This is a genomic window from Curtobacterium sp. MCLR17_039 (assembly GCF_003234745.1).
Classification (GTDB): domain Bacteria; phylum Actinomycetota; class Actinomycetes; order Actinomycetales; family Microbacteriaceae; genus Curtobacterium; species Curtobacterium flaccumfaciens.
In genome coordinates this window covers 1-12,270 of record NZ_QKTF01000026.1, presented here as the reverse complement: position 1 = coordinate 12,270, position 12,270 = coordinate 1, and the positions used below count along the sequence as shown (strand labels likewise).

Below are 12,270 nucleotides of genomic sequence, written 5' to 3'. Positions count from 1 at the left end.
CTCGGAGATGTGTATAAGAGACAGCCACCCGGCCCCCGCGACCCCGGCGACGCCTGGGCGGTCGGCCCCGACGGCACCAAGGCGTGGGGACGCTTCGGCGCCGCCGGCCTGCTCGTCGACGACGGCGCCGGCCGCGTGCTCCTGCAGCACCGCGTCGAGTGGAGCCACCACGGCGGCACCTGGGGCATCCCCGGCGGCGCACGGCACCAGGGCGAAGCAGCCGTGACCGCCGCCCTCCGCGAATCCGCCGAGGAAGCCGGTGTGCCCGACGACGCGATCGCCCTGCGCCACACGGCACTGCTCGACCTGGGGTTCTGGACCTACACGACCGTCGTGGGGCGCGCCTCCCGACCCTTCGAACCCGTCATCGCCGACCGCGAGAGCCTCGCCCTGTCGTGGATCCCGATCGACCAGGTCGACGACCTGCCCCTGCACCCCGGCTTCGGCAGGTCGTGGCCGGCGCTCCGCGCCACCGTCGCGACCACGCCGCACGTCGTCGTCGACGCGGCGAACGTCGTCGGCAGCGTGCCCGACGGCTGGTGGAAGGACCGAGCCGGCGCCGCGTCACGCCTGCTCGCACAGGTGTCGGCGCTCGCCGCGGGCGGGGTGCCCGCATCGTTGCTCGACCTGCCGTTCGCGCGGTGGTGGCCGCGGTGGACCGTGGTGCTCGAGGGGGAGGCCCGGGCCGCTGCGGACGTCGCCGCCACGGGCGCTGTCGACGTCGTCCGTGCTCCGGCATCAGGCGACGACGCGATCGTCGAGTCCGCGCGGGCCGCGGTGCAGGCCGGCGACGGCCCGGTCGTCGTCGTGACGGCCGACCGCGAGCTCCGCGACCGCGTCGAGGCCCTCGGCGCGGTCGTCCACGGGCCGTCCTGGTTGCGCGACCAGCTGTAGCCGCCACTCGGACCGCCGTGTTCCGGATGGTCGCGGAGCGGCCGTCGGTCGCTGCCGGTACGCTGGCCCTCACGTCAACGGAGACGCAACACGCAGGAGGTTCCCCTTGGAGCGCATCACCAGGGCCGACGACCGAGTCCACCGCCCCGCCGGGCCGTGGACCCCCACGGTGCACCGGCTGCTCGCCCACCTGCACGAGCAGGGGTTCGTCGCAGCCCCGGAACCGATCGCCCTCGGTGACACCCTCGAGACGGTCTCGTTCGTCCCGGGCGTCGCGGGGGAGTACCCCTGGACCGAGGACATCGCCAGTGAGGCAGCCCTCGTCACCAGCGCCCGCCTGCTCCGCCAGTTCCACGACGCCGCCGCCAGCTTCCCGCGCAGCGCCACCGACGACCTCTGGTCGCAGGCCGACCGTGCTCCGGTCGAGACGATCGTGCACGGCGACTTCGCCCCGTACAACTGCGTCTACGACGGCATCGCCGCCGTCGGCCTGATCGACTTCGACACCGCGCATCCCGGGCCCCGCGTCTGGGACGTCGCGAGTGCCGTCTACCGGTTCGCGCCGTTCACCACCGGCGCCGTCGAGGGATCGACCGCCCCCGACCTCGACGAGCGGCTCGCACGGGCCGCCGAGTTCTGCCGCGCCTACGCCCTCGACGACCGCTCCCGGAGCGTCCTGGCCGAGACGATGATCGCGTCCCTCGTCGCCCTCGTCACGACGATCGAGCACGAGGCCGCCGCCGGCAACCCGAAGTTCGTCAGCGACCTGCAGCACGGCCACGCCGACCTGTACCGCGCCGACGTCGCCTACCTGGAGCAGCACGCCGACGCCGTCACCGCCGCCGTCGCGTGACCACCAGCCCCGCGCGGCTCCGGACGGCGCGGTTCGCGGCGCAGGGCATCGCGGCGCCCGGGCGGCGCACCACCGAGGTCGTCGAGCGGATGCTGGCGGTGCAGGGGCAGGACCTCGGCCAGGTGCTCTGGGCCTTCGGGGTCCGCGCTCCCGGATCGACGCGGGACGACGTCCGCGGTGCCTTCGACCGCGGGGAACTCGTCCGCTCGTGGCCGATGCGCGGCACCCTGCACGCCCTGCGCCCCGACGACCTGCGACTGCTGCTCTCGCTCACCGCCGAACGGACGCTCCGCACGATCGCCCGACGCGCCGCCGAGCTCGGCATCGACGACGCCCTGCTCGGCCGGGCCCGTGACGCGACGATCGCGGCCCTCGAGGGCGGCCGCTCGCTGGTCCGCGACGACCTGTTCGCCGCGTACCGCGCTGCCGGCATCGACCCGGCCGGAGGTCGCGGCTACCACCTGGTCCTGCAGCTCGCGCAGGAACGCCTCGTCGCCTGGGGTCCCACCGCCCGCGTCGGGCAGGGGCTCGTGCTGCTCGACGAGTGGGCACCCGCCACCGCTGACCCGCCGGACCGCGACGAAGCCCTCCGCCGGGTCCTGCTCGGGTACCTGCGCGGCCGTGGCCCCGCGACCGAGGCCGACGCCGCGAGCTGGACGAAGCTGCCGCTCGGTGACCTCCGCCGGGCCCGGGCCGCGGCGGGGGACGCGGTCGAGGACCTCGGCGACGGGCTCCTCGCCCTCGCCGACCGGCCGGCAGCCGCGCGCGTCCCCACCGGGCACCTGCTCCCCGGCTTCGACGAGTACCTGCTCGGGTACGCCGACCGGTCCGCGCAGCTCGACCCCGCCCACGCCGATCGGGTCGTCCCCGGAGCCAACGGCGTGTTCCTGCCGATGGCCGTCGTCCGGGGTCGCGTCGTCGGCACCTGGAAGCGCACCGAGCGCCGGGCCGAGCACCTCGTCACCGTCGCACCCTTCGTCGCCCTCGACGCGTCGTCCGTCCGTGCACTCGATGCTGCGGCCGCGAGGTACGCGGCGTTCCTCGGAGCGCCGGTCGTGACCGCGGTGGTCTGACGCGACCACCTGCGGACCGTGTGCCGGCGGTCCGAGACTGCACCGGCCCTCTCCCCACCGGCACGGCCGCCCTGCCGCTGGCGCGTCGGTGCGGAACCGGCGGCGTGGGCCCAGACCGTACTCAGCAACCATGCGGCGGACTCCGACACTGTCTCCGGTAATGTCGCAGGGCCATGACGGACAGCCCGGCCGACGCCACCCCCTACGAAGTCCTCGGCGTCCCCGCGACGGCTGACGACGACGCGCTCCGCCGCGCCTACCGGCGGGCGGCCCGCGAGACGCACCCCGACCTCGGCGGCGACGCCCAGCGCTTCCGCCAGGTCCAGCTCGCGTGGGAGCACATCGGCACGCCGGAAGCCCGGCGCGCGTACGACATCGGGTCCCGCGCGTCGGCTTCGTTCGGTGCTTCCGGCTCGACCGGCAGGGGCGACACCGGTCGCGACGCCTACGCACCCCCGGCAGCGCGTCGCGACACCCGCCCCCGGGCGCGGTCCCACGGACACCCCGGTGGTCGGTCGCGCGAGGTCTTCCTGCAGGCCGAGCGCGAGTGGGTCGGCCTCGGCGACCCCATCGAGGACCCCTACGACCCCACGCTCATCCGCTCCGCGCCCCGGCACATCCGGCGGCTGCTCGCCGAGGCCCTGGCCGAAGAGGCGACCGCCCTGATCGTCTCCGACATGGGGATCGGCGTCACGGTGTGGCACGACCTCGACGCCGGGGCCGAGGGCAAGCTCGACCACGCCGTCCTGGCCCCGAGCGGACTCTGGGCCGTCGAGTCCATCGACTGGGGCGCTCCGGTCCGCGTCGAGCACGGCGAGATCGTCGGCGAGACGCTCGCACCGGGGGAGCGACCCGTCAAGGAACTCGTCCGCGCCGCCCGCGCCGTGCAGAAGCAGACCCGGGTGCGGTTCTCCGGGCGGCTGCTCGTCGTACCGGACGCCGCCGTCACCGAGGACGTGCAGCTCGTCGGCTCCCCGAAGAAGCCCACCGCGCTCGTCGTCCGTCGCAGTGCGCTCGCCCAGGTGCTGGGCGGCGTCTGGTCGCCGGCCGGTTCGGTCGACGTGTTCGAGATCCGCGACCGCCTGCAGCAGACCGTCCGCTTCGTCTGATGTCCGCGTCGCACGTCGTGGTCGAGATCGGCGGCTGGGAGCACGAGTGCTGTGGCCCGGCCGTGGAGATCGGGGATGTCGTGGAGTACTGGGTCGTCTCCGCGGACGGAGCACGGCGGTTCGGCGAGGTCCGACACGACTCGGCGCGGACGCAGTCGATCCGTGGACGGGTCGTCGAGCTGTACGCGGTCGGCCGTGCGGGACGGGTGGCGATCGAGCGGGTGCCGAGCGGTTCGGCTCTGTGCGGTTCCGACGAGGACGACGACGGTCACCTCGAGGCCCGCTGGACCGGGCAGCCGGTCACCGTCGAGTGGGACGGCGAAACGGAGTTCGAAGTCGTCATCGACCCGTTCGGCAAGCCGAAGCGTCAGTAGCCGCGGAGCTTCTCGAGGTCGCGGCGCTCCCGCTTGCTCGGCCGTCCGGCCCCGCGGTCGCGCATCGGGACGAACCCGGCCTCTTCCTTCGACAGCCGCGGCGGGGTCTTGTCCTCGAAGTGCTTCGCGGCCTCGGGGGCGCTCGTCCGCTTCAGGATGATGCCGGTCACCACGACGATGCGGTCGAAGCCGTTCTGGCGCACCCGCACCTCGTCACCGGGGCCGATCGGCTGCGCCGGCTTCGCCCGCTCCCCGTTCACCCGGACGTGCCCGGCCTTGCACGCGGCAGTTGCGGCCGACCGGGTCTTGGTGATCCGGACGGCCCAGATCCAGCTGTCGACCCGGGCCTTCTCCATGCCGACACTCTAGGCGGCCCGTACCCTGGGGCGGTGCATGCGGACGAACAGGCGGCGATCGCCCGGGCCCGTGCGCTCGGGGTGCTGCACGACGCCGCGATCGGCGACCGCCTGGTGGTCCGGGCGCACCACGGGGACGGCGCGCAGGACGCCCTCGGCGACCTGGTCGCCCGGGCGCCCGACGTCGTGACGATCGCGACCCGCCGTGGCCCGGTCGAGGTCCGGCTCGCCGACGTCGTCGCCGCGAAGCCCGTCCCGCCGCCCCCGCCCGCGCGGCCTGCGCGGCGCTGACGCGCTCGGCGCGTCTGGTGCGCGGTCCCGTCCTCCGTGCGACCGCTCGTGGGTCGCACGGAGGACGGAACCCCGCACCACTCGCTCAGCACCTCGCACGGTGCGAGCCCACCCGAGCCACCCCGGCGAGCCGCACGCCCCCGCGCCCCGCTCCCGACATACGCTCATCCCATGGCAGTCCCCGTCCCGCTCGGCACCGAGGACCGCACCGCCCGCCTCACCCTCCGCCGCCCGGACTCCTGGCGCCGCGAGGACACAGCCCAGGCGGACCTGCGCGTCACCGGCGACGACGTCGTCCTCACCGTCCGATCCCGACCCAGCGACCGCGCGATCGGCGACGAGAACACCGGCCTGCTCGCGCGACTGCCCGGCTCGGTCGAGGGCCTGCTGCTCGTCGGCTGCGACCCGTGGACCACCGCCGGCGCCCCGGCCCGGCTGGTCGAGTACGTCCGGCCCGACGAACACGGCGACGTCGCCGGCACCCACCTGCTCTTCGTCACCGGCCGGCACCGCGTCGACCTGACGATCGAACGCCCGCTCGCCCGGCTGCTCGAGACCGACGACCTCGTGCTCGCCGTCCTCGAGAGCGTCCGCGCCACCGAGACGGTCCCGGTCCGCCCTGAGCGTGACCTCGAACCCCTGCCGGCCCCCGCCCCGACGACACCGCTCGAGGGCCCCCGGCTCAGCACGGACGCGATCGGCACCCTGCAGAGCCTCGCCGGACGCCGGTGGAACCCCACGCTCCTCCGCACCGCTGCGGGCCGCGAACTCATCGAGGCGGGCCTCGTCGGTCGGCTCGGCACGCTGCCGGAGTCGACCCAGACCCTGCTCGAACCCTGGCAGGGCGATGCCCAGCCGGTCACGCTGGAACAGCACCTGCCCGACGGTGGCGAGTCGCGCCTCCAGGCCTGGTCGCAGACCGTCGTCGACGGGACCGACGCGGCGGGTGCCGTGGTCGCGTCCGTCACGCCCGACCGGGCCGTCGCGCTGATGGCCGGGAGGCTCGGCATCGGTCCGACGTGGACCTTCCCGTTCCGCACGGGGTCGCTCCCAGGGCACCTGCTCGGCCGCAAGCTGGCCGGCGGTCCGGACGCACCGGACCTGCCGGAGGCCCTCGCCGAGGCGGACCCGCGCCTCGCGCGGTTCTGGGCTGCGCCGTGGACCGTCTCGTACCTGCGTCGACCGGGCAAGCCGAAGCCGATCACGATCGTGCGGGCCGAGGGACACGGTTTCGCGCGCGTGGGTACGACGAAGGCCGGGGAGACCGCCTTCCGGACGGACTCCCCGGCCAACGTCTACCGGTCGGTGGTGCGGGCGCTGCTGGGCTGAGCGCGCCTGCGTTCTCCCGCTACGCGGCGGGGCCGGCGGTCAGGGTGATCGTGACCGTCTTCGCGGCGCCGGTGCTGTCGGTGTAGCGGACACTCACCTTGTCGCCCACCGAGTGCGACTGGACGACCTTGGTCAGCTGGTCCGAGCTCGTCACGGCGGTGCCGTCGACGCTTGTGATCGTGTCCCCGGCGGTCAGGCCGGCGCTCGCGGCGCCGGAGCCCTCGACCGTGCCGGCGACGGTGACGCCGCCCGTGGTGCCGGTGGTGTTGCTGACCTGGACCCCGAGGAACGCGGGCAGCCCGATGGTGATCGTGCTCGACGACTCCCCGGCGAGGATCTTCTCGGCGATCGTCTTCGCGGTGGTGATCGGGATGGCGTAGCCGGTGACGTCGGCCGTGCCCGAGGACGCTGCCGTGGCCATGCCGACGACCTCGCCCTCGCTGTCCAGCACCGGCCCGCCGGAGTCACCGGAGACGATGTCCGCCGAGATCTCGATCAGGCCGGTCAGGGACTCGGTGCCGGTGCCGGACTCGCTCTGCACCTGGATGTCCTGGTCGGTCGCGGTGACGGTGCCCTCGGCGGCGACGAGGTTGCCGGTGCCCTCGGCGTTCCCGACGTCCTTGACGGTGTCGCCGGTGCTCGGCTCGCCGTCATCGTCGAGCGTGACCGTGGACAGCCCGGAGGCGTTCTCGAGCTTCAGCACGGCGACGTCGTTGGTGGCGTCCGCCCCGACCACGTCGGCCTTGTACTCCTTGCCGGTGGTCTCGTCGGTGACGGTGATGCTCGTCGCACCCTGGATCACGTGGTTGTTCGTCAGGATCGTGCCGTCGGAGGTCAGGACCATGCCGGTGCCGGCCGCCTGCGACGACTCGTCGTAGTTCAGGACGGTGTTGATGGTCACGACGCCCTTCTTGTCGGCGGCCGTCGCCGCCGTGGCGGGGGACTGGGTCGTGCCGGTGCCGGTGCCGGTGTCGCTGCCGCTCCCGGTGCCGTCGCCGGGCACCGTGAAGCCGTTCGTGCCGTCGCCGCTGCCCGTGCCGCCGGTGCCGTCGGTGCCGTCGGTGCCGGGCAGCGTGGTGGTGCCCTGCGACTGGCTCGACGTCGTGGTCGTCCCCTGCGAGGACAGGCCGAGGGCGGTACCACCGGCCGCACCGACGATGGCGAGCGTGGCGATGCCGGAGCCGATCATCAGCCCGAGCCGACGCGGTCGCTTCGTCGTACCGGGGTGGTTCGCGGTCGCCGCTGAGTACGCCCAGGCGTGGTTCGCGCCGGCGAGGGCCGGGCTGCCGATCAGGTACGGGCCGCGGCCGTCCGGGGTGTAGGCGTAGGGGCCGGAGCCGTCCGGGCCGTAGAGGTAGGGACCGGAGCCGTCGAACGCGTACGCCGGGCGCAGGGAGGCCGGGTCGGCGTGCGGCGCCTCCCAGTGCATCCCGGGAGCCTGCTGCTGCGCGGCGGGGGTGCCGTTCTCGTCGTGGTCGGCGGCTGCGGGGTTCGGGGTCTCGTTCATCGGTGCTCTCCGGTCGTCCCTCGACGGCCCGGTCGGGCGTCGATGGAGACCAGTACAGAGCGCTTCCCCATGACGAGCCTATGAACGAACCCTGCGCACGCTCCGGGCTTGCTCGGGGGACGCCGAGTGGGGCTCCGGCGTTAGGGTGGCCTTACTTCCATGCCTCCGTCGACGTCCACGCCCCCGGCTCCCAGCTCCGTCCCCCGACTCGTCGGTGCGACCGTGCTGGCGGTCGTCGTCCTCGCCGTGGCGTGTGCGCTGTCGATCGCGTACGGCTCGCGGCCGATCCCGCTCGGCACCGTCCTCGACACGGTGATGCACCCCGGTCGGAGCGACGAGGTCGGGCTCATCGTGCTCGGCAACCGTGTGCCCCGCACCGTCGTCGGACTGCTCGCCGGGGCCGCGCTCGGGGTGGCCGGGGCGGTCATGCAGGGCGTGACGCGCAACCCGCTCGCCGACCCGAGCGTCCTCGGCATCAACTCCGGAGCGACCCTGGCCGTGGTGGCCGGGATCGCGCTCTTCGGCGTGAGCGGCACGGCGGCCTACCTGCCGTTCGCGTTCGTCGGGGCAGCCCTCGCCGCACTGCTCGTGTACGGGATCGCGACCGTCGCCCGTCGCGGCCTCTCACCCGTCGGACTCGCCCTCGCCGGAGCCGTGGTCGCCGCAGCGCTGTCGTCGGTCACCACCGCGGTGCTGGTGACCGACCAGAGCCTGCTCGACCAGCTGCGGTTCTGGCAGGTCGGTGCCCTCGCCGGCAAGGACCTCGGCACGGTGGGGATCATCACGGCGCCGGTGCTCGTCGGGCTGGCGATCGCGTTCGGCCTCGGTCGGTCGCTCAACACCCTCGCGCTCGGGGACGAACTCGCGGCGTCGCTCGGGCAGCGGGTCGTGCTCGTCCGCGCCGTTGGCGGTCTGGTCGCGGTGCTGCTGGCCGGGTCCGCGGTGGCCGCCGCCGGGCCGATCGCCTTCGTCGGGCTCGCCGTGCCGCACGCCGTCCGCCGGCTGAGCGGCCCCGACCACCGCTGGACCATCCTGCTGTCGGCGATCGTCGCCCCCGCACTGCTGCTCGTCGCCGATGTCATCGGCCGCGTCGTGGCGTATCCGGGGGAGCTGCAGGTCGGCATCGTCACGGCGCTCATCGGGGCGCCGGTGTTCATCGCGCTCGTGCGGTCGAGGGTGGTGCGGGGACTGTGAGGCGGCTGTTCGGTTCCGTCGGGCTGCGCTCGGGGCTTCGTCGTGAGGTCGCGGTGCTCGTCGCCGTGGTCGTGGTCGTCGTGGTGCTCGTCCTGGTCGGGCTCGGCGCCGGTTCGATCCCGCTCACCCCGGGCCAGGTGCTCGCCTCCCTGTTCGGCCAGGGGGATCGGATCTCGGACTTCGTGATCGGGCAGCTCCGCGGGCCGCGGGTGCTCGGTGCCGTCCTCGTCGGCGCGAGCCTCGGCGTCGCCGGCGCGATCGTGCAGAGCGTCGTGCGGAACCCGATCGCGAGCCCCGACGTCATCGGGATCACCTCGGGGGCCAGTGCCGCCGGACTCACCGCCATCGTGCTGTTCGGTGCCAGCGGTGGAACGCTCTTCTCGGTCGTGCTCGTCGGCGCGGTGGTGGTCTCGATCGTCATCGCCGGGCTCGCCTGGCGACGGGGGATCACCGGCAACCGGGTCGTCCTCGTCGGCATCGGTGTCGCGGCGATCTGCCTGAGCATCACCGGCTGGATGCTCACGAGCGGCACCGTCACCCAGGCCGGCACAGCGCTGCTCTGGCTCTCGGGCAGCCTGAACGCCGTCGACCGCGACCTGGTCGGGGTGCTCGCCATCGCGTTCGTCGTGCTCGGCGTGCTCGCACTGCTGCAGTCCGCACGCCTGCAGGTGCTGAGCCTCGGCGACGAGGTCGCCGCCGCACTCGGACTCCGGCCGGACCGGGCGAAGGTGCTCCTGCTCCTCACCGCCGTGTGCCTGACCGCCGCAGCCGTCGCCACGGCGGGGCCCGTCTCGTTCGTGGCGCTGATGGCCGCGCCGATCGCCAGACGCCTGGTCGGCGGCGGACGGGTCGCACTCGCGCCGGCCGCAGCCGTCGGTGCCGCGATCACGCTCGGCAGCGACCTGCTCGCCCAGTTCGCGATCCCTGGCAACGCGCTGCCGGTGGGGGTCGTGACGGGCGTCGTAGGGGCGCCGTACCTGCTCTGGTTGCTCGCGCGGGGCCGGTGACGACGGGTCGCACGAGTCGATGACTTCGGGTCCCACGGGTCGCTGACGCGGCTCGTGCGTTCGCGGATCGCGGAAGTCCCTCCACAGTCCCAGATCGGGGCTGCCGCTCGGGCCTTCGTTTCCGATACGCTGGTGGGCCAAGAGGAGGAGGTCCACCGATGCCAGATCCAGTGGTCCCGCAGCCGGGCGGTCAGAAGACCCCGGAGCAGCGGCTGGTCGACACCACGCTGACCTTCAGCATGGACATGGGCGCGGCGCTCACCGCCGAGTCCGGTGTCTCGACCGAAGAACGTGAAGCCGTCAACGCCCTGCCCTCCGGGTCGGCGTTGCTCGTGGTCCGTCGCGGCCCCAACGTGGGTGCGCGGTTCCTCCTCGACTCCGACGTCACGACGGCCGGTCGACACCCCGACGCCGACATCTTCCTCGACGACGTCACCGTGTCGCGCAAGCACGCGCAGTTCCTGCGCCACGGCACGAGCTTCAGCGTCAAGGACAACGGTTCCCTGAACGGCACGTACTTCGACGGTGTCCGCATCGACGAAGCGCTGCTCACCGACGGGGCCGAGGTCCAGGTCGGCAAGTTCCGCCTGACGTTCTACGCATCTCGGGTCGACCTGGCGCGCCTGGCGAACGCGTAGTGGCCGCACGGTCCGCTGCGGCCCGGGCGGGGTCCGCGGCGCCGGACCTGCTCACCATCGGGCAGGTCCTCGCTCGCCTCAAGCCCGAGTTCCCGGACCTGTCGAGCTCCAAGCTGCGGTTCCTCGAAGAGCGCGAGCTCGTCACCCCGATCCGCACGGCCAGTGGGTACCGCAAGTTCTCCGCTGCCGACCTCGAGCGGCTCCGGGTGATCCTCGGACTGCAGCGCGACCACTACCTGCCGCTCAAGGTCATCAAGGAGTACCTCGCCGACCTCGATGCCGGCCGCGAGCCCGTCCTGCCCGGCGGAGGCGACGCGCCGAAGCCGTCGATCCTCGGCCGTGAGCGTCGGTACACCCGCGACGAGACGGTCCGGGCAGCCGGAGCCTCCCCGATGCTCCTCGCTGACGCGGTCTCGGCTTCGCTGCTCCCGGCCACGGACACCTACGGCGACGACGGCGTCTCCGTGCTGAAGGCCCTGGTCGAACTGCAGCGCACGGGTATCGAACCGCGACACCTCCGCACGCTGCGCAGCACCGCCGAGCGCGAGGTCGGTCTCATCGAGTCCGCCCTCATGCCGGTCTCCCGCCGGGGCGACGCCACCTCGCGGGCCAAGGCCACCGAGCTCGCGCGTGAGATCGCCGGGCACCTCGAGGTCATCCGGTCGAACCTCATCCGCCAGGCCATCGGTCGTCTCGACGCATGACGCCGTCCGGTGCTTCGACAGGGCTTGTGTGTCAGTGGCCGAGGCGTATCCTCGACACGCCGGACGCGCCGGGTCGGATGTCCCGCGCGGGAGCGGTCGGAGTCGCTACCGTGGACCTCGGAACAACTCTCAACCCGTCGTTGAAGCTTCGGGTGGGAGCTCGATCGTCGTGGAAGGCAAGCTCATGAGTGGGAACGACACCCCTGGCACCGAGTCTGATGTGACCCGGTACGACCTCGGGCTGCTCTTCACCGATGGTCTGCCCGAGCACGACGAGCAGAACGGCTACCGCGGCACCGTCGCCGCACGGGCAGCCGGCATCTCGTACCGACAGCTCGACTACTGGGCCCGCACCGAGCTCGTGCAACCGACGATCCGCGGGGCCGCCGGCTCCGGGTCGCAGCGACTGTACGGGTTCCGCGACATCCTCGTGCTCAAGCTCGTGAAGCGCTTGCTCGACACCGGCATCTCGCTGCAGCAGATCCGCACCGCGGTCAACCAGCTCCGTGAGTCCGGCGTCTCCGACCTGGCGCAGACCACGCTGATGTCCGACGGCGCCTCGGTGTACCTGTGTACCTCCGACGACGAGGTCATCGACCTCGTGTCACGCGGCCAGGGTGTCTTCGGCATCGCGGTCGGCAAGGTCCTGCGCGAGGTCGAGAGCTCCCTGGTCGAGCTCGACGCCACCGCCGCGGCCGACCCCTCGGACGAGCTCGCCGCTCGTCGCGCTTCCCGCGCTTCCTGACCGTTCGCATTGGGGCCCGGGTTCGGGTTTGGGTTTGGGTTCGGGTTCGGGTTCGGGTTCGCGTTCGGGATCGGGTCCAACGGTCGCGAATCGCCGTGTGCGCGTCGCCGAGTGGTCACGAACCGTCGCTTGCGGCGCTCCCAACTGACAGTTGGTGACCGCTCGGGGGGGGGGGGCGTGAGCGGTGTGTTGTGAC

General features: G+C 73.3%; 14 protein-coding genes. 12 read left to right on the top strand and 2 right to left on the bottom strand.

Annotated elements, in window-relative coordinates; genetic code table 11:
• Positions 1 to 9 precede the first annotated feature (9 nt).
• The 5 genes from DEJ00_RS17975 to DEJ00_RS17955 all read left to right on the top strand — a co-directional run bounded on the left by DEJ00_RS17975 (position 10) and on the right by DEJ00_RS17955 (position 4,303).
• On the top strand, positions 10 to 894 hold the full coding sequence (locus DEJ00_RS17975; RefSeq protein ID WP_111058299.1) for an NUDIX domain-containing protein: 885 nt from the start codon (positions 10 to 12) through the stop codon (positions 892 to 894).
• Positions 895 to 1,000: 106 nt separating this feature from the next.
• Complete coding sequence (locus tag DEJ00_RS17970; protein ID WP_027465222.1) at positions 1,001 to 1,747, top strand: phosphotransferase enzyme family protein; 747 nt, start codon at positions 1,001 to 1,003, stop codon at positions 1,745 to 1,747.
• Entirely contained in the window at positions 1,744 to 2,820 is a 1,077-nt protein-coding gene (locus DEJ00_RS17965) for a winged helix DNA-binding domain-containing protein (RefSeq protein WP_111058298.1), read from the top strand. Before DEJ00_RS17970 ends, DEJ00_RS17965 begins: the two co-directional genes overlap by 4 nt.
• Positions 2,821 to 2,993: 173 nt before the next feature.
• Positions 2,994 to 3,929, top strand: coding sequence for a DnaJ domain-containing protein (locus DEJ00_RS17960; RefSeq protein WP_111058296.1), 936 nt, complete (start codon positions 2,994 to 2,996; stop codon positions 3,927 to 3,929).
• Positions 3,929 to 4,303: a hypothetical protein gene (locus DEJ00_RS17955; protein WP_181440231.1), complete on the top strand. Its 375-nt coding sequence runs from the start codon at positions 3,929 to 3,931 to the stop codon at positions 4,301 to 4,303. The genes DEJ00_RS17960 and DEJ00_RS17955 overlap by 1 nt, the downstream gene beginning before the upstream one ends.
• Here DEJ00_RS17955 and DEJ00_RS17950 read toward each other — a convergent pair.
• Entirely contained in the window at positions 4,297 to 4,659 is a 363-nt protein-coding gene (locus tag DEJ00_RS17950) for an RNA-binding S4 domain-containing protein (protein ID WP_027465224.1), read from the bottom strand. The two genes, DEJ00_RS17955 and DEJ00_RS17950, sit on opposite strands and share 7 nt — an antisense overlap.
• Positions 4,660 to 4,692: 33 nt before the next feature.
• Between DEJ00_RS17950 and DEJ00_RS17945 the strand changes: the two genes are divergently transcribed.
• The gene (locus DEJ00_RS17945; protein ID WP_258373730.1) at positions 4,693 to 4,950 is read left to right on the top strand and encodes a hypothetical protein; all 258 of its coding nucleotides are present in this window, start codon (positions 4,693 to 4,695) and stop codon (positions 4,948 to 4,950) included.
• 171 nt (positions 4,951 to 5,121) lie between these two features.
• Complete coding sequence (locus DEJ00_RS17940) at positions 5,122 to 6,279, top strand: hypothetical protein (protein ID WP_111058294.1); 1,158 nt, start codon at positions 5,122 to 5,124, stop codon at positions 6,277 to 6,279.
• A 19-nt stretch (positions 6,280 to 6,298) separates the two neighbouring features.
• Here the strand turns inward: DEJ00_RS17940 and DEJ00_RS17935 are convergent, their stop codons facing one another.
• On the bottom strand, positions 6,299 to 7,786 hold the full coding sequence (locus DEJ00_RS17935) for a S1C family serine protease (protein WP_111058292.1): 1,488 nt from the start codon (positions 7,784 to 7,786) through the stop codon (positions 6,299 to 6,301).
• A 159-nt stretch (positions 7,787 to 7,945) separates the two neighbouring features.
• Here DEJ00_RS17935 and DEJ00_RS17930 point away from each other — a divergent pair, with 159 nt between their 5' ends.
• The 5 genes from DEJ00_RS17930 (at position 7,946) to DEJ00_RS17910 (ending at position 12,074) form a co-directional block, all read left to right on the top strand.
• Positions 7,946 to 8,980, top strand: a complete 1,035-nt coding sequence (locus tag DEJ00_RS17930) for an iron ABC transporter permease (protein ID WP_111058290.1) — start codon at positions 7,946 to 7,948, stop codon at positions 8,978 to 8,980.
• A complete protein-coding gene (locus DEJ00_RS17925; protein ID WP_111058288.1) occupies positions 8,977 to 9,987 on the top strand; it encodes an iron chelate uptake ABC transporter family permease subunit in 1,011 nt (336 codons plus the stop codon). The genes DEJ00_RS17930 and DEJ00_RS17925 overlap by 4 nt, the downstream gene beginning before the upstream one ends.
• 158 nt (positions 9,988 to 10,145) lie before the next feature.
• Complete coding sequence (locus DEJ00_RS17920; protein ID WP_051596676.1) at positions 10,146 to 10,625, top strand: FHA domain-containing protein; 480 nt, start codon at positions 10,146 to 10,148, stop codon at positions 10,623 to 10,625.
• A complete protein-coding gene (locus DEJ00_RS17915) occupies positions 10,625 to 11,329 on the top strand; it encodes a MerR family transcriptional regulator (RefSeq protein WP_111058287.1) in 705 nt (234 codons plus the stop codon). Before DEJ00_RS17920 ends, DEJ00_RS17915 begins: the two co-directional genes overlap by 1 nt.
• A gap of 184 nt (positions 11,330 to 11,513) precedes the next feature.
• Entirely contained in the window at positions 11,514 to 12,074 is a 561-nt protein-coding gene (locus DEJ00_RS17910; protein WP_027465231.1) for a MerR family transcriptional regulator, read from the top strand.
• Positions 12,075 to 12,270: the final 196 nt, after the last annotated feature.

Coding starts and splice junctions, on each gene's coding strand:
- DEJ00_RS17960 (WP_111058296.1), top strand. CDS start 2,994: ATGACGGACAGCCCGGCCGACGCCACCCCCTACGAAGTCCTCGGCGTC.
- DEJ00_RS17940 (WP_111058294.1), top strand. CDS start 5,122: ATGGCAGTCCCCGTCCCGCTCGGCACCGAGGACCGCACCGCCCGCCTC.
- DEJ00_RS17950 (WP_027465224.1), bottom strand. CDS start 4,659: ATGGAGAAGGCCCGGGTCGACAGCTGGATCTGGGCCGTCCGGATCACC.
- DEJ00_RS17955 (WP_181440231.1), top strand. CDS start 3,929: ATGTCCGCGTCGCACGTCGTGGTCGAGATCGGCGGCTGGGAGCACGAG.
- DEJ00_RS17930 (WP_111058290.1), top strand. CDS start 7,946: ATGCCTCCGTCGACGTCCACGCCCCCGGCTCCCAGCTCCGTCCCCCGA.
- DEJ00_RS17910 (WP_027465231.1), top strand. CDS start 11,514: ATGAGTGGGAACGACACCCCTGGCACCGAGTCTGATGTGACCCGGTAC.
- DEJ00_RS17920 (WP_051596676.1), top strand. CDS start 10,146: ATGCCAGATCCAGTGGTCCCGCAGCCGGGCGGTCAGAAGACCCCGGAG.
- DEJ00_RS17935 (WP_111058292.1), bottom strand. CDS start 7,786: ATGAACGAGACCCCGAACCCCGCAGCCGCCGACCACGACGAGAACGGC.